The sequence below is a fragment of the Salmonella sp. A1325 genome (assembly GCF_056991255.1).
In genome coordinates this window covers 279,057-297,032 of sequence record NZ_JAMLWO010000002.1, presented here as the reverse complement: position 1 = coordinate 297,032, position 17,976 = coordinate 279,057, and the positions used below count along the sequence as shown (strand labels likewise).

Here is a 17,976-nt window from a genome sequence, read left to right as displayed (position 1 = left end):
CGCAAATTATGCTTACTCGCCTGCGCGAAATAGTCGAAAAAGTGGCCAGTGCGCCGCGTCTGAACGAGGCGCTGAATATTCTGGTCACGGATATCTGTCTTGCGATGGATACAGAGGTTTGCTCGGTTTACCTGGCCGATCATGACCGACGCTGTTATTACCTGATGGCGACGCGGGGGTTGAAAAAACCGCGTGGTCGAACCGTTGCGCTTGCGTTTGATGAGGGGATCGTCGGTCTGGTGGGCAGGCTGGCGGAACCCATTAACCTTGCCGATGCGCAAAAACATCCCAGCTTTAAATACATTCCTTCGGTAAAAGAGGAGCGTTTTCGCGCGTTTCTCGGCGTGCCGATCATTCAGCGTCGCCAACTTCTCGGCGTGCTGGTCGTACAGCAGCGCGAATTGCGCCAGTACGATGAAAGCGAAGAGTCTTTCCTCGTCACGCTCGCTACGCAGATGGCGGCTATCCTGTCACAGTCGCAGGTCACAGCGCTGTTCGGGCAATACCGGCAGACGCGAATCCGCGCGCTTCCTGCGGCGCCGGGCGTGGCTATCGCAACGGGCTGGCAAGACGCGACCATGCCGCTGATGGAACAGGTTTACGAAGCGTCTACGCTGGATACCTCTCTTGAACGCGAACGACTGACCGGCGCGCTGGAAGAGGCGGCGAACGAATTCCGACGATACAGCAAACGCTTTGCCGCCGGCGCGCAAAAAGAGACGGCGGCCATTTTCGATCTGTACTCACACCTGCTTTCAGACGCCAGACTGCGTCGCGAACTCTTCGCCGAGGTCGACAAAGGCGCTGTTGCGGAGTGGGCCGTTAAAAAAATCATCGAAAAATTTGCCGAGCAATTTGCGGCGCTAACCGATAACTACCTCAAAGAACGTGCGGGAGACTTACGCACGCTGGGGCAGCGGCTGTTATTCCACCTTGATGATTCAGTTCAGGGGCCAAACGCCTGGCCGGAACGTTTTATTCTGGTCGCGGATGAGCTGTCGGCGACCACCCTGGCGGAGCTGCCGCAGGACAGGCTGGCGGGCGTTGTGGTGCGCGACGGCGCGGCAAACTCGCATGCGGCGATTATGGTGCGCGCGCTCGGTATCCCGACCGTCATGGGCGCTGATATCCAACCTTCGGTGCTACATCGCCGTACGTTGGTGGTGGATGGCTATCGCGGTGAATTACTGGTCGATCCTGAACCCGTGCTTATTCAGGAATATCAGCGGCTCATTAGTGAAGAGATAGAACTCAGTCGTCTGGCGGAGGACGACGTCAATCTTCCCGCCCAACTGAAAAGCGGCGAGCGAGTCAAAGTGATGCTGAATGCCGGGCTCAGCCCCGAGCATGAGGAAAAGTTAGGCAGTCGGATCGACGGTATCGGCCTGTACCGTACTGAAATTCCCTTTATGCTGCAAAGCGGGTTTCCCTCGGAAGAAGAGCAGGTGGCGCAGTATCAAGGGATGCTGCAAATGTTTAACGATAAACCGGTGACGCTGCGGACCCTGGATGTGGGAGCGGATAAGCAACTGCCCTATATGCCGATCAGCGAGGAGAACCCGTGTCTGGGCTGGCGCGGGATCCGCATTACGCTGGATCAGCCGGAGATCTTTTTGATCCAGGTCCGCGCGATGCTGCGCGCCAATGCGGCGACTGGCAACCTCAGCATTTTGTTGCCGATGGTCACTAGTATTGATGAAGTCGATGAAGCGCGGCGTCTGATCGAACGCGCCGGGCGCGAGGTCGAGGAGATGATCGGCTATGCGATCCCGAAACCGCGTATCGGCATTATGCTGGAAGTGCCGTCCATGGTATTTATGCTGCCGCATCTGGCTAACCGGATCGACTTTATCTCGGTCGGCACCAACGATTTAACGCAATATATCCTGGCGGTAGATCGCAACAATACCCGCGTGGCCAGTATTTACGACAGTCTGCATCCGGCTATGCTGCGCGCGCTGTCCATGATTGCGCAGGAAGCCGAAAAAAATGGCCTCGATCTTCGCTTGTGCGGCGAGATGGCGGGCGATCCGATGTGCGTGGCGATTCTTATCGGTCTGGGATATCGCCATCTTTCGATGAATGGCCGTTCGGTAGCGCGTGTGAAATATCTGCTGCGGCATATCGATTTTGAAGACGCGCAAACCCTTGCCAGACGCAGCCTTGAGGCGCAGATGGCGACCGAGGTGCGTCATCAGGTGGCGGCGTTTATGGAGCGCCGTGGGATGGGGGGATTGATTCGCGGAGGGTTGTAACGACTGGAGCGGGAAAAGAGAGTGACTGTGGATTCACGGCGCAGACAACACGCCTGCAAGATGAAAGACAATGCGTATACATATCTTTTAACGGTAATCGGCATCTCGCTTTTAACCCTTGTGCTATTATTCGCACCTTTGGAGCGTCTGCAACGCGCAGGCGCGCTTATCAATCGCTATCTCTTCAGCGAAATAACAAGAAATTGTGGTGACAGATGACCAGTAGCTATCTGCATTTTCCGGACTTTGATCCGGTCATTTTCTCAATTGGGCCCGTCGCGCTTCACTGGTATGGCTTGATGTATCTGGTGGGATTCGTTTTCGCGATGTGGTTGGCGGTGCGTCGCGCTAACCGTCCGGGAAGCGGTTGGACCAAAAACGAAGTTGAAAATTTACTCTATGCAGGTTTCCTGGGGGTCTTCCTGGGGGGGCGTATTGGCTATGTCCTGTTTTATAACTTCCCTCTGTTTCTGGATAACCCGCTCTATTTATTCCGCGTCTGGGACGGCGGCATGTCCTTCCACGGCGGGCTTATCGGCGTGATACTGGTGATGATTATTTTCGCCAGGCGCACGAAGCGCTCGTTCTTTCAGGTGTCTGATTTTATTGCGCCGTTAATTCCGTTCGGCCTGGGCGCCGGGCGTCTGGGCAACTTTATCAACGGTGAATTGTGGGGGCGCGTCGATCCTAACTTCCGGTTTGCCATGCTCTTTCCTGGCTCACGCGCGGAAGATATTGCGCTGCTGCCGTCACATCCGCAATGGCAGCCTATTTTTGATACCTACGGCGTATTGCCGCGCCACCCTTCCCAGTTGTATGAACTGGCATTAGAAGGCGTGGTGCTGTTTATCATCCTTAATCTCTTTATTCGCAAACCGCGTCCGATGGGCGCAGTCTCCGGATTATTCCTGATTGGCTACGGCGCGTTTCGTATCATTGTTGAATTCTTCCGCCAGCCGGACGCGCAATTTACCGGCGCGTGGGTACAGTACATCAGCATGGGGCAGATTCTCTCTATCCCGATGATTATCGCTGGCGCGATCATGATGGTTTGGGCATATCGCCGCCGCCCGCAGCAACACGTTTCCTGAGGAACCATGAAACAGTATTTAGAACTGATGCAAAAAGTGCTGGATGAAGGCACACAGAAAAACGACCGTACCGGCACCGGCACGCTTTCCATTTTTGGCCATCAGATGCGTTTTAACCTGCAGGAAGGCTTTCCGCTGGTGACGACAAAACGCTGCCATTTACGTTCAATTATTCACGAACTGCTATGGTTTTTGCAGGGCGATACCAACATCGCTTACCTGCACGAAAATAATGTCACCATCTGGGACGAATGGGCCGATGAGAACGGCGATTTAGGCCCGGTTTATGGTAAGCAGTGGCGTGCATGGCCAACACCGGATGGCCGCCATATCGATCAGATCGCCACGGTCTTAAGCCAGCTTAAAAACGACCCGGACTCTCGTCGTATTATCGTTTCTGCGTGGAACGTCGGCGAGCTGGATAAGATGGCGCTGGCGCCGTGTCACGCCTTTTTCCAGTTTTATGTCGCAGATGGAAAACTCTCCTGTCAGCTTTATCAGCGCTCCTGCGATGTGTTCCTCGGTCTGCCGTTCAACATTGCCAGCTACGCGTTACTGGTGCATATGATGGCGCAACAGTGCGACCTGGACGTCGGCGATTTTGTCTGGACCGGCGGCGACACGCACCTGTACAGCAACCATATGGAGCAGACGCACCTGCAATTAAGCCGTGAACCGCGCGCGCTGCCGAAGTTGGTCATTAAGCGTAAACCCGATTCGCTTTTTGACTACCGGTTCGATGATTTCGAAATTGAAGGCTATGATCCGCACCCCGGTATTAAAGCGCCGGTCGCTATCTAAGCGTTGACGATCCTGCCATAACCGACGTCATCGCGCGTCGGTTTTTTTTACCCTTAGTCTCAATCTTCGGCGCGGATTCCTGAAATTTTGCAACGCGCTGCAAGACATGAACTTTTTTCCGTAACGCGCCGAACAATCTGTATTTGGCGCTCGTTATTTTTTCCCCGCCCGCCATACTGCCGATATGAAAAAACAACAGGGCTATACGCTCATTGAAACGGTGGTCGCGATGTCGCTCATTATCATTCTCAGCGCCACAGGACTTTATGGCTGGCAACGCTGGCAGCAGCAACAGCGCCTGTGGCAAACCGCATGTCAGGTGCGGGATTACCTGCTGCAACTTCGTGAGGACGCTCACTGGCATAACCGCGATCACATTCTTCGCGTGGTCAGCGAAGGTGGTTCATGGTGCTTTGTCAGCTCTGTTGCTACGCAAACATCGTGTACGCCATCTTCCCCCTTTGTGTTTACGCCCGACTGGCGTGATGTCGTCCTTGCCGATATCACGCCGTCGTTAGCCTTCTTTGGCCTGCGCAATACGGCATGGGCAGGGCACATCGTACTGAAAAACGCTGCCGGAGAGTGGCGTCTGGTCGTCTCCTCCTGGGGGCGAATCAGGCTATGCGAGCGTAACGAGGCCGCCACGTGTCAATAACCACGCGGGGGTTCTCGCTACTGGAGGTTGTGCTGGCGATGGCGATAGGTTCCATTTTACTGCTTGGGTCCGCACGATTTTTACCGGCGCTACAGCGTGAGATCTGGCACAACACGCGACAGTTATCGCTGGAAGATGAAATCTGGCAGCGAACCTATACCGTAGCGAAGCATCTTCAACGTGCGGGTTACTGTCATGGCCACTGTATTGGCGAAGGGTTACATCTTGCCGAACAGGGGCAATGCGTCATCGTTCAGTGGGACGGGAATAATAACGGTGTCTGGGATACCATACCGGCGAAAGAGGCCGACCAGACCGGGTTTCGTGTGAAGGATAACGTTCTGGAGACATTACGCGGAGCAACATCTTGCCAGGGTAAGGGATGGGAAAAAATGACCGATCCCAATACGGTACTCATCACGGCGTTTACCGTTGAGCGCCGGGATATAACGGGATTCTCGCCAGTGCTCATGCTGCATCTGCGCGGCGCCAGCAAAGCCGAGCCTCAGACGGTTATTGACGCGCAATACAGCGTAACGGGATTTAATCTGTGAATCGGGAACGTGGCGCTTCTTCGATAATACTGGCGCTTTTAATACTGATTCTGGGTAGTCTGCTACTGCAAGGCGTAAATCAGCAGCAGGCCAGCTATGCCGCCCGCGTGACGACGCAGAGCATGGCGATACAACGCCAGGCGCTCGTACAGTCGGCGCTGGAATGGGGGCGGGGGCAGCTATGGTCAGGCGTAACCGAAATGGAATGTCGGCGCTATTCCTCTTCAGGAGCAAGAGTCTGTTTGCGGAGATTATCGGGGGATGAGGTGGTGATGGCGGCGCAAGATGACGGCATGACGTTATGGCGTTTGGGCAACGTCATTCAGGGAAGTATTGTCTTTTCTCCCCACGGCTGGAGTGATTTTTGTCCGTTAAAAGAGGTGGCGTTATGTCGCATCCCCTGAATTTACAACGCGGGTTTAGCCTCCCGGAAGTTTTAGTGGCGATGGTTCTAATGGTAATGATCGTCACCGCGCTGTCAGGCTATCAGCGGGTATTAATGCACAGTTTTGCATTACGACACCAGTATCTCCAGATCTGGCGGCAGGCGTGGCAGCAAACGGCGCTGTATCCATTTTCGCCTGCTGAAGGGTGGAAGGCCAACCGGATGCAGACAATGCAATCGGGATGTGTCAGCATCAGCGTCACGATGGTTTCACCCTCTGGCAGGCAGGGGCAGATGACGCGCTTGCATTGTCCAAATCGTTAATCGTCAGGAGTAATTATGTTAAGGGTCTACCACTCCAATCGTCTGGATGTGCTGGAAGCGTTGATGGAGTTCATCGTCGAACGCGAGCGGCTGGATGATCCCTTTGAACCAGAAATGATTCTGGTACAAAGCACGGGTATGGCGCAGTGGCTGCAGATGACCCTTTCACAAAAGTTTGGTATTGCGGCGAATATCGCTTTTCCGTTACCGGCGAGTTTTATCTGGGAGATGTTTGTCCGCGTGTTGCCGGATATCCCCAAAGAAAGCGCTTTCAGCAAACAAAGCATGAGCTGGAAACTGATGACCTTGCTGCCGCAGTTGCTGGATAAGGATGAGTTTGTACTGCTGCGCCATTATCTGAGCGACGACACTGATAAACGCAAACTCTTTCAGCTTTCCGCGCGCGCCGCTGACCTGTTCGATCAGTATCTGGTTTATCGGCCTGACTGGCTTACGCAGTGGGAGGCGGGAGAAACCGTGGAAGGTCTGGGGGAGGCGCAAAACTGGCAGGCGCCGCTGTGGAAAGCATTGGTGGAATATACCGCCGCGCTGGGGCAGCCGCGCTGGCATCGCGCCAATCTCTACCAACGCTTTATTCAAACGCTGGAAAGCGCGACCGCCTGCCCGCCAGGGTTGCCGTCCCGCGTTTTTATTTGCGGCATTTCCGCGTTACCGCCAGTGTATCTCAGAGCGTTGCAGGCGCTGGGCAAACATATTGAAATTCATCTCCTTTTTACTAATCCGTGTCGGTATTACTGGGGGGACATTAAAGACCCAGCCTGGCTGGCAAAACTCATGGCTCGCCAGCGTCGTCATAGTTTTGAAGACCGTCATTTACCGTTGTTCCGTGAAAACCAGAATCCGGAAGCCTTATTTAACAGCGACGGTGAACAGGATATCGGTAATCCGCTACTGGCCTCATGGGGAAAACTGGGGCGGGATTATATCTACCTGCTATCTGAACTGGAAAACAGCCAGGAGCTGGATGCGTTTGTTGATATTACGCCAGATAATCTTTTGCATCGGATTCAGGCGGATATTCTTGAACTGGAAAGCCATGCGGTGGCGGGCGTAAACCTTGAGGAGTATTCGCGCAGCGACAATAAGCGTCTGCTCGATCCCGAAGATAACAGCCTCTCTTTTCACGTTTGTCACAGCCCGCAGCGCGAGGTGGAGATACTGCACGATCGCCTTCTGGCGATGCTGGAAGCCGATCCGACGCTAACGCCGCGCGACATTATCGTTATGGTGGCTGATATTGACAGCTATAGCCCGTTTATCCAGGCGGTATTTGGTAGCGCGCCAACGGAGCGCTATCTGCCTTATGCCATTTCCGATCGGCGGGCGCGTCAGTCACATCCGGTGTTACAGGCATTTATCAGCCTACTTTCGTTACCGGACAGCCGCTTTGTCTCCGAGGATGTTCTGGCGTTGTTAGACGTACCGGTATTGGCTGCCCGCTTTACGATCAACGAAGAAGGGCTGCGTTATCTGCGCTTGTGGGTCAATGAGTCAGGCATTCGCTGGGGAATTGACGATGACAACGTGCGCGAGCTGGAACTTCCTGCCACGGGGCAGCATACGTGGCAATTTGGCCTGACGCGTATGCTGCTGGGGTATGCCATGGAAAGCGCCCAGGGCGAGTGGCAGTCGGTTCTGCCTTATGACGAATCCAGCGGTCTGATTGCTGAGCTGGTCGGGCATCTGGCTTCGCTGCTGATGCAGCTTAATATCTGGCGGCGCGGTCTGGCGCAGGAGCGACCGCTGGAAGAGTGGTTGCCCGTTTGTCGCGATATGCTCAATGATTTCTTCCTGCCCGATGCGGACACGGAAGCGGCAATGACATTGATTGAACAGCAGTGGCAGGCCATTATCGCCGAAGGCGTCGCGGCGGAATATGGCGACGCGGTACCGATTTCGCTACTGCGGGATGAACTGGCGCAGCGTCTGGATCAGGAACGTATTAGCCAGCGCTTCCTGGCGGGCCCCATCAATATTTGTACGCTGATGCCGATGCGTTCCATTCCGTTCAGAGTCGTTTGCCTGCTGGGAATGAACGACGGCGTATACCCGCGCCAGCTTGCGCCGTTGGGCTTTGACCTGATGAGCCAAAAACCCATGCGCGGGGATCGAAGCCGTCGCGACGATGACCGCTATCTGTTTCTGGAAGCGTTAATCTCGGCGCAGCAGACGCTGTATATCAGCTACATCGGTCGCTCCATCCAGGATAATAGCGAACGCTTTCCCTCTGTACTGGTGCAAGAATTGGTGGATTACATCGGACAAAGCCACTATTTGCCGGGCGACGAAACGCTGACCTGTGATGAGAGCGAAGCACGAGTCAAAGCGCATATTACGCGTCTGCATACCCGTATGCCTTTTGATGCGCAAAATTACCAACCCGGAGAACAGCAAAGTTATGCCAGAGAGTGGTTGCCCGCGGCGAGTCAGTCGGGAAAAGCGCATTCTGACTTTGTGCAGCCGCTTCCTTTTACGATGCCGGAAACATTGACTCTGGAAAGTCTGCAGCGTTTTTGGGCCCATCCGGTACGCGCATTTTTTCAGATGCGGCTTCAGGTTAATTTCCGCTCGGAAGAGAGTGAGATTCCTGATGCGGAACCGTTTGAATTAGAGGGATTGACGCGATATCAACTTAACCAACAGTTGCTCAATACGCTGGTTGAAGAGGACGACGCCGAACGCTTGTTCCGCCGTTTCCGGGCTGCGGGAGAGTTGCCTTACGGCGCGTTTGGCGAAATATTCTGGGATGCGCAATGCCAGGAGATGCAGCAACTGGCAAGCCGGGTCATCGCCTGTCGTAAGCCGAGCCAAAGCCTGGAAGTGGATCTGCTTTGCAATGGCGTTCAGCTAACCGGCTGGCTACCGCAGGTACAGGAGGATGGATTATTGCGCTGGCGTCCCGCTTTAATCAGCGTTGCGCAAGGTGTGCAACTTTGGCTGGAACACCTTGTCTATTGTGCCAGCGGCGGGAGTGGCGAAAGTCGTCTGTTTTTGCGCAAAGAGGGAGAATGGCGATTTCCGCCACTTGATAAAGCGCAGGCAATGGCTTACCTGGCGCAACTGATTGAAGGCTACCGGGAAGGCATGTCTTCTCCGCTATTGGTACTGCCGGAAAGCGGCGGCGCATGGATAAAAGCCTGTTATGACGCTGAAAATGATGTCATGTTAGACGATGATGATACCTTACAGAAGGCCAGGACAAAGTTTTTACTGGTTTATGAAGGCAACATGATGGTGAGCGGCGAAGGCGAAGATATCTGGTATCAACGTCTTTGGCGTCAGCTGGAATCTGAAACGTTGCAGGCTATCATTGCGCAGTCCCGACATTACCTGTTACCGCTGTTTCGTTTTAATCAGTCTCGTTGATTGTATGAAAATCGCGCAATTAAAAGGCTTCGACTATGATGCGCTCTTCGTCACGGACTGATGACTGATAAAAAGATGCTGCCTGGTTCAGCACAATAATATCCCGTTCTGCTCAGGTCGATGGTTTACGTGACCATACAGATGAGTGGGAATGAAAGTTAATGATGAGGTCCGTGAATGCCCCGCAGCACCTGGTTCAAAGCGTTATTGTTATTGGTCGCCCTCTGGGGGCCTGCAGTTCAGGCGGATATCGGTTGGCAACCGCTGCAAGAAACTATCCGTAAAAGCGATAAAGATACCCGGCAGTATCAGGCGATACGTCTTGATAATGACATGGTGGTGTTGCTGGTATCCGATCCGCAGGCTGTAAAGTCTCTTTCTGCGTTAGTGGTGCCCGTTGGATCGCTTGAAGATCCTGAGGCTCATCAAGGGCTTGCTCATTATCTTGAGCATATGTGCCTGATGGGGTCAAAAAAATATCCGCAGGCGGATAGCCTTGCCGAATACCTTAAAAGACATGGCGGTAGCCACAACGCCAGCACCGCGCCTTATCGAACAGCCTTCTACCTGGAGGTTGAAAACGACGCGCTTCCAGGCGCCGTAGATCGCCTGGCCGACGCCATTGCCGCGCCATTGCTCGATAAAAAGTACGCCGAACGCGAGCGAAACGCGGTGAATGCCGAGCTGACGATGGCGCGCACCCGCGACGGTATGCGTATGGCGCAGGTAAGCGCCGAAACCATTAACCCGGCGCATCCAGGCTCGCACTTTTCAGGCGGCAATCTGGAAACGCTAAGCGATAAGCCGGGCAATCCGGTGCAACAGGCGCTGATCGCTTTTCATGAAAAATACTATTCATCTAATCTGATGAAGGCGGTGATTTACAGTAATAAACCCTTGCCGGAACTGGCGCGTATTGCCGCCGCAACCTATGGTCGCGTGCCGAATAAACAGATTAAAAAACCGGAAATTAACGTACCTGTCATCACCGAGGCGCAGAAGGGCATCATTATTCATTACGTGCCGGCGCTACCGCGTAAAGTGTTGCGCGTGGAGTTTCGTATTGATAACAATAGCGCGCAGTTCCGCAGCAAGACCGATGAACTGGTCTCTTATCTGATTGGCAATCGTAGCCCGGGGACGCTCTCTGACTGGCTGCAAAAACAAGGACTGGTCGAAGGTATTAGCGCGGATTCCGATCCGATTGTTAATGGTAACAGCGGCGTATTTGCCATTTCGGCAACGCTGACTGATAAAGGTTTGGCCAATCGTGATGAAGTCGTCGCAGCTATCTTTAGCTATCTCAATACGTTACGTGAAAAAGGGATAGATAAACGTTACTTTGACGAGCTGGCGCATGTGCTGGATCTCGACTTCCGCTATCCGTCGATTACCCGCGATATGGACTATGTCGAATGGCTGGCGGACACTATGATCCGCGTCCCGGTAGCGCATACGCTGGATGCGGCGAATATCGCCGATCGTTACGATCCTGCCGCTATCAAAAATCGCCTGGCGATGATGACGCCGCAGAATGCGCGCATCTGGTACATCAGTCCCCAGGAACCCCATAATAAGATTGCGTATTTTGTGGATGCGCCTTATCAGGTCGATAAGATTAGCGAACAGACGTTTAAAAACTGGCAGCAAAAAGCACAGGGCATTGCGTTGTCGCTGCCGGAGTTAAACCCCTATATTCCTGATGATTTCACGCTTGTGAAGAATGACAAAAACTACGTGCGGCCAGAACTGATTGTCGATAAAGCGGATTTGCGCGTGGTTTATGCGCCGAGTCGTTATTTCGCCAGCGAGCCAAAAGCTGACGTGAGCGTGGTATTGCGTAACCCGCAGGCGATGGACAGCGCCCGCAATCAGGTACTGTTCGCCCTTAATGATTATCTGGCGGGAATGGCGCTCGATCAGCTCAGCAACCAGGCGGCAGTGGGCGGCATTAGCTTTTCTACTAACGCCAACAATGGTCTGATGGTCACTGCGAACGGTTATACCCAGCGTTTGCCGCAGCTTTTCCTGGCGTTGCTGGAAGGATATTTTAGCTACGACGCCACGGAAGAACAGCTGGCGCAGGCGAAATCCTGGTATACGCAGATGATGGATTCTGCGGAGAAGGGAAAAGCCTACGAGCAGGCGATTATGCCGGTGCAGATGATTTCGCAGGTGCCTTATTTTTCCCGTGATGAACGTCGCGCTTTGCTGCCGTCCATTACGTTGAAAGAGGTAATGGCCTATCGTAATGCGTTAAAAACGGGCGCTCGTCCGGAATTTCTGGTTATAGGGAATATGAGCGAAGCCCAGGCGACCTCTCTGGCGCAAGATGTTCAAAAACAGCTCGCGGCGAACGGATCGGCGTGGTGTCGCAACAAAGACGTGGTGGTTGAGAAAAAGCAGTCCGTAATATTTGAAAAAGCGGGCAGTAGCACCGACTCCGCGTTAGCCGCGGTCTTTGTCCCGGTCGGCTACGACGAGTACGTCAGCGCCGCCTACAGCGCGATGTTAGGTCAGATTGTTCAACCGTGGTTTTACAATCAGCTACGAACCGAAGAGCAACTGGGATACGCCGTTTTCGCCTTTCCGATGAGCGTTGGCCGTCAGTGGGGAATGGGATTCCTGCTACAGAGCAACGATAAACAGCCCTCTTACCTGTGGCAACGCTATCAGGCATTTTTCCCTGACGCCGAGGCGAAGCTGAGGGCGATGAAGCCGGAAGAGTTCGCCCAAATTCAGCAGGCGATCATTACGCAAATGCGCCAGGCGCCGCAAACGTTGGGCGAAGAAGCATCCCGTTTAAGCAAGGATTTCGATCGGGGTAATATGCGCTTTGACTCGCGTGATAAAATCATCGCTCAGATAAAATTGCTGACGCCACAAAAGCTTGCCGACTTCTTCCACCAGGCGGTGGTGGAACCACACGGTATGGCAATATTGTCACAGATTGCCGGTAGCCAGAATGGAAAAGCAGAATACGTGCATCCGACAGGCTGGAAAGTGTGGGATAACGTCAGCGCATTGCAGCAAACGTTACCTCTAATGAGCGAAAAGAATGAATGATGTCGCCGAGACTCTTGATCCTCTGCGCTTGCCCCTGACAGGCGAGCGTCTGATTGAAGCATCAGCGGGCACAGGCAAAACGTTTACTATCGCGGCGCTGTATCTGCGGTTATTGCTCGGTCTGGGCGGCAGTGCCGCATTTCCCCGTCCGTTGACCGTTGAAGAACTGCTGGTGGTAACCTTTACGGAGGCCGCCACTGAAGAGCTGCGTGGGCGAATTCGCAGTAATATCCATGAGTTGCGCATCGCCTGTCTGCGAGAAAGCACGGATAATCCGCTGTATGCCCGCTTGCTGGAAGAAATTAGCGACAAAAAGCAGGCCGCGCAGTGGTTATTACTGGCGGAACGACAAATGGATGAGGCCGCGGTTTTTACCATCCACGGTTTTTGCCAGCGTATGCTCAGCCTGAACGCTTTCGAATCCGGTATGTTGTTTGAGCAACAGCTTATTGAAGACGAATCTTTGTTGCGTTATCAGGCCTGCGCCGATTTCTGGCGGCGTCATTGCTATCCGCTGCCGCGCGACATCGCGCAGGTGGTGTTTGACGTATGGAAGGGGCCGAAGACGCTCTTAAAGGATATCGATCGTTATCTGCAGGGCGAAGCGCCGGTCATTAAAGCGCCGCCATCGCAGGAGGAGACGCTGGCATCGCGTCATGAACAGATCTTGGCGCGCATCAACCAGGTGAAGCAGCAGTGGTGTGAGGCGGTTAGCGAGCTGGACGCGCTAATCGAATCATCCGGCATCGATCGCAGAAAATTCAACCGCGGCAATCAGGCGAAATGGATCGAAAAGATCACCGCGTGGGCGCAAGAAGAGACCAAAAATTATCAATTACCCGAGGCGTTGGGAAAATTTTCACAGCGTTTTTTAGCTGAGCGCACCAAAGCTGGCGGCGTGACGCCCCAGCACCCATTGTTTGTCGCCATTGATAACCTGTTGGGCGAACCGCTATCGATTAAAGATCTGGTTCTTACCCGAGCGCTCTCAGAGATCCGTGAAACGGTGGCTCAGGAAAAACGACGGCGCGGCGAGCTGGGGTTTGACGATATGCTCAGCCGTTTAGATACCGCGCTGCGTAGTGAAAGCGGCGAGGCGCTGGCTACGGCGATTCGTACCCGTTTTCCGGTGGCGATGATCGATGAATTTCAGGATACCGACCCACAACAGTACCGTATTTTTCGCCGTATCTGGCGACATCAACCCGATACGGCGCTATTGCTGATTGGCGATCCTAAGCAGGCGATTTATGCGTTTCGTGGCGCGGATATCTTTACCTACATGAAGGCTCGCAGCGAAGTGAGCGCGCACTATACGCTTGACACTAACTGGCGCTCCGCGCCGGGGATGGTGAATAGCGTTAACAAGCTGTTCAGTCAGATGAACGACGCCTTTATGTTCCGCGATATTCCCTTCAGTCCGGTAAAGTTTGCGCCCAGAAACCAGTCGCTGCAATTTAAAGTGAATGACGCGCCTCAACCGGCGATGACCCTGTGGCTAATGGAGGGGGAAAGCTGCGGTTCGGGTGATTATCAAAGTTATATGGCGCAGGTGTGCGCCACGCAAATTCGCGACTGGCTGCGCGCCGGACAAACGGGCGACGCGCTGCTGACGAATGGCGATTCGTCGCGGCCCGTTCGCGCCTCGGATATCAGCGTGCTGGTGCGCAGCAGGCGTGAGGCCGCGCTGATACGGGATGCGCTGACCTTACTGGCGATCCCCTCCGTCTATCTTTCTAACCGCGACAGCGTATTCGAAACGCTCGAAGCGCAGGAAATGCTGTGGGTGTTGCAGGCGGTGATGGCGCCCGAACGTGAGAATACGCTGCGTAGCGCTCTGGCGACATCAATGATGGGCCTTACCGCGCTGGATATCGAAACGCTTAACAATGATGAAAATGCGTGGGATGCGGTTGTTGAAGAGTTTGATGGCTACCGGCAGATTTGGCATAAACGCGGCGTCATGCCTATGCTGCGCGCGTTAATGTCGGCGCGCAATATTGCTGAAAACCTGCTGGCGACAGCGGGAGGCGAACGTCGGCTGACGGATATTCTGCATATTAGCGAACTATTACAGGAAGCCGGTTCGCAGCTGGAAAGCGAACATGCGCTGGTGCGTTGGCTGGCGCAACATATCCTTGAACCCGATAGTAATGCTTCCAGCCAGCAACTACGTCTGGAAAGCGATAAGCATCTGGTGCAAATCGTCACCATTCATAAATCGAAAGGTCTGGAATACCCGCTAGTCTGGCTACCTTTTATCACCCATTTCCGCGTGCAGGACCAGGCTTTTTATCACGACAGGCACTCCTACGAGGCGGTGCTGGACCTTAGTCACGCCGAAGAGAGCATAGCACTGGCGGAAGCCGAACGCCTGGCGGAAGACCTGCGCCTACTTTATGTCGCGCTGACCCGTGCAGTGTGGCATTGCAGCCTCGGCGTCGCGCCGCTGGTGCGGCGTCGTAGCGATAAGAAAGGCGAGACGGATGTGCACCAAAGCGCGCTTGGGCGACTCCTGCAAAAAGGCGAACCGATGGATGCCGCAGGCCTTCGCGCCTGTATTGAGGCGCTATGCGACGAGGATATCGTGTGTCGAACGCCAGGCAATACGGATAACGACCGCTGGCAAATTGCCGCTGCATCGCACGCGGAACTCAGCGCCAGAACGCTGCAACGCCTGCTTTATGATAGCTGGCGCGTCACCAGTTATTCCGGTTTGCAGCAGCGGGGACATAGCGTGGCGCAAGATCTTATTCCTCGTCTCGACATTGACGCCGCAGGCGTTGGCGAAGCGGCGGAAGCGCCGGCAATGACGCCGCATCACTTTCCTCGCGGGGCATCGCCGGGAACATTTTTGCACAGCCTGTTTGAAGAGCTTGATTTTACTCAACCGATAAACCCCCAATGGGTACAGGAAAAACTGGAGCTGAGTGGTTTTGAAACGCGATGGGAGCCCGTACTTACCCGCTGGCTGGACACCGTGTTACACGTTCCCCTTAACGAGACGGGCGTTAGTCTGAGCGTGCTGACCGGGCGTGAAAAACAGGTCGAAATGGAGTTTTATCTGCCGATTGCCCAGCCGCTTACCGCCGGAGAGCTGGATGCGTTGATTCGTCGATACGACCCGCTTTCAGCAGGTTGCCCTGCTCTGGATTTTATGCAGGTTCGCGGCATGTTAAAGGGCTTTATCGACCTGGTTTTTCGTTATGAGGGGCGCTATTACCTGCTCGACTATAAATCTAACTGGCTGGGCGAGGATAGCGCCGCTTATACCCAGACGGCGATGGCTGCGGCGATGCAGGCGCATCGCTATGATTTGCAGTACCAGCTTTATACGCTGGCATTGCACCGTTACCTTCGTCATCGAATGGCGAATTACGACTATGAACGCCATTTCGGCGGCGTCATCTATCTCTTTTTACGCGGGGTGGATAGCGAACGTCCGCAGCAGGGTATTTTTACCACTCGTCCTGCGGCGGCGTTAATTAACCAACTGGATGATATGTTTGCAGGTGAAATGAGTGAGGAGGCGCAATGACAATCCAGGAGCGGTTGCTGGAGGCCGTTGAACAAAAACTCTTACGGCCCATTGATGCCCAGTTTGCTTTAACCGTCGCCGGTAACGACGATCCCGCCGTGACGCTGGCGGCAGCGCTGCTTAGTCATGACGCAGGTGAAGGTCACGTGTGTCTGCCGTTGTCGCGTTTAACGTTAACGGAGGAGGCGCATCCCTTACTGGTCGCCTGGATAAGCGAAACGGCTACGCCAATTGACTGGAAAAAGCGGTTACTGGCGTCTGCGGCGGTTAGCTGCGGCGATAGCCCCGCGCCGTTAATTCTGTGCGGCGATCGCCTCTACCTGAATCGCATGTGGTGCAACGAGCGTACTGTTGCGCGCTTTTTTAACGAGGTTAACCAGGCCATCGCCGTAGATGAAGATCAGTTATCCCGTATTCTGGACGCGCTATTCCCTCCGACAGACGAGGTGAACTGGCAAAAGGTGGCCGCCGCTGTAGCGCTAACTCGCCGTATCTCCGTGATTTCAGGCGGTCCCGGCACCGGTAAAACCACCACCGTCGCGAAGCTGCTGGCGGCATTAATTCAAATGGCGGATGGCGAACGTTGCCGTATCCGGCTGGCGGCACCGACCGGGAAAGCGGCCGCACGCCTGACGGAGTCGCTCGGCGCGGCGTTGCGTCAGCTTCCTCTTACCGATGCGCAGAAAAAGCGTATACCGGAGGACGCCAGTACGCTGCACCGACTGCTGGGCGCACAGCCCGGCAGCCAGCGATTACGCCATCATGCGGGCAACCCGCTGCATCTGGACGTGCTGGTGGTCGATGAAGCATCAATGATTGATTTGCCGATGATGTCACGTTTGATTGACGCGCTGCCGCCGCACGGGCGGGTCATTTTTCTTGGCGATCGCGATCAGTTGGCATCCGTTGAGGCGGGCGCTGTGTTGGGCGATATTTGCGCCTATGTCAACGCAGGGTTTACGGCGGAACGCGCCCGACAGCTAAGTCGACTAACAGGGAGCGCCATTCCGGCGGGGGCCGGAACGCAAGCCGCATCTTTACGCGATAGCCTCTGTTTATTGCAAAAGAGCTACCGTTTCGGCAGCGATTCTGGCATCGGCAAGCTGGCGGCGGCGATTAACTGCGGCGACAGGTCGGCAATCCAGGCTGTTTTTCAGCAGGGGTTTAGCGATATAGAGAAGCGTACATTGCAAAGCAGCGACGATTATGCCGGGATGCTGGATGAAGCGCTGGCGGGCTATGGGCGCTACCTGCGGTTGCTGCATGAAAAAGCGGCGCCGGAGGCAATCCTTCAGGCTTTCAATGAGTATCAACTGCTTTGTGCGCTGCGCGAAGGCCCATTTGGCGTGAGGGGACTGAATGACCGCATTGAGCAGGCGATGGTGCAGCAACGAAAAATTCAGCGGCATCCGCACTCTCGCTGGTATGAAGGGCGTCCGGTAATGATTGCGCGCAACGATAGCGCGTTGGGGCTATTTAACGGCGATATTGGTATTGCGCTCGATCGCGGGCAGGGGTTACGCGTCTGGTTTGTGATGCCGGACGGCACGATCAAGTCCGTTCAGCCCAGCCGTCTGCCGGAACATGATACAACCTGGGCGATGACGGTACATAAATCACAGGGGTCTGAATTTGATCACGCCGCGCTGATTTTACCCAGCCAGCGTTCGCCGGTCGTGACGCGGGAGCTGGTGTATACCGCTGTTACGCGGGCGCGGCGGCGGTTATCGCTGTATGCCGATGAACGGATCCTGGCAGGCGCGATTGTGACGCGTACGGAACGGCGCAGCGGGTTAGCCACCTTATTTGATGAAGTCAGTCGTACCGGATAAGACGAGTTCTCGCCGGATGGCGACGCGTAGCGTCTTATCCGGCCTCCAAATGATGCTTTCGAGCGTAGGCTTGATAAGCGCAGCGCCA

General features: G+C 54.7%; 11 protein-coding genes. All 11 read left to right on the top strand.

Annotation, left to right across the window (positions count from 1 at the left end):
• Positions 1-8 precede the first annotated feature (8 nt).
• On the top strand, positions 9-2,255 hold the full coding sequence (ptsP, locus tag NAZ64_RS05330; RefSeq protein ID WP_000957888.1) for a phosphoenolpyruvate--protein phosphotransferase: 2,247 nt from the start codon (positions 9-11) through the stop codon (positions 2,253-2,255).
• 215 nt (positions 2,256-2,470) lie between these two features.
• Positions 2,471-3,346, top strand: coding sequence for a prolipoprotein diacylglyceryl transferase (gene lgt / locus NAZ64_RS05325; protein WP_000204647.1), 876 nt, complete (start codon positions 2,471-2,473; stop codon positions 3,344-3,346).
• Between the two features lie 6 nt (positions 3,347-3,352).
• Positions 3,353-4,147 carry a thymidylate synthase gene (gene thyA, locus NAZ64_RS05320; protein WP_000816247.1) on the top strand — a complete coding sequence of 265 codons (795 nt, stop codon included), beginning with the start codon at positions 3,353-3,355 and terminating at the stop codon, positions 4,145-4,147.
• A gap of 184 nt (positions 4,148-4,331) precedes the next feature.
• Positions 4,332-4,802, top strand: coding sequence for a prepilin peptidase-dependent protein (locus tag NAZ64_RS05315; RefSeq protein WP_000744668.1), 471 nt, complete (start codon positions 4,332-4,334; stop codon positions 4,800-4,802).
• Entirely contained in the window at positions 4,793-5,356 is a 564-nt protein-coding gene (locus tag NAZ64_RS05310) for a prepilin peptidase-dependent protein (protein ID WP_000029153.1), read from the top strand. Before NAZ64_RS05315 ends, NAZ64_RS05310 begins: the two co-directional genes overlap by 10 nt.
• Complete coding sequence (locus tag NAZ64_RS05305; protein WP_001078523.1) at positions 5,353-5,760, top strand: DUF2509 family protein; 408 nt, start codon at positions 5,353-5,355, stop codon at positions 5,758-5,760. The genes NAZ64_RS05310 and NAZ64_RS05305 overlap by 4 nt, the downstream gene beginning before the upstream one ends.
• Positions 5,745-6,065: a prepilin-type N-terminal cleavage/methylation domain-containing protein gene (locus NAZ64_RS05300; RefSeq protein ID WP_000019293.1), complete on the top strand. Its 321-nt coding sequence runs from the start codon at positions 5,745-5,747 to the stop codon at positions 6,063-6,065. The genes NAZ64_RS05305 and NAZ64_RS05300 overlap by 16 nt, the downstream gene beginning before the upstream one ends.
• 15 nt (positions 6,066-6,080) lie before the next feature.
• Positions 6,081-9,452, top strand: coding sequence for an exodeoxyribonuclease V subunit gamma (recC, locus tag NAZ64_RS05295; RefSeq protein WP_220569651.1), 3,372 nt, complete (start codon positions 6,081-6,083; stop codon positions 9,450-9,452).
• A 177-nt stretch (positions 9,453-9,629) separates the two neighbouring features.
• Complete coding sequence (gene ptrA, locus NAZ64_RS05290; protein ID WP_220569652.1) at positions 9,630-12,518, top strand: pitrilysin; 2,889 nt, start codon at positions 9,630-9,632, stop codon at positions 12,516-12,518.
• A complete protein-coding gene (gene recB, locus NAZ64_RS05285) occupies positions 12,511-16,056 on the top strand; it encodes an exodeoxyribonuclease V subunit beta (RefSeq protein WP_220569653.1) in 3,546 nt (1,181 codons plus the stop codon). The genes ptrA and recB overlap by 8 nt, the downstream gene beginning before the upstream one ends.
• The gene (gene recD / locus NAZ64_RS05280; protein ID WP_001660909.1) at positions 16,053-17,888 is read left to right on the top strand and encodes an exodeoxyribonuclease V subunit alpha; all 1,836 of its coding nucleotides are present in this window, start codon (positions 16,053-16,055) and stop codon (positions 17,886-17,888) included. The genes recB and recD overlap by 4 nt, the downstream gene beginning before the upstream one ends.
• Positions 17,889-17,976 lie beyond the last annotated feature (88 nt).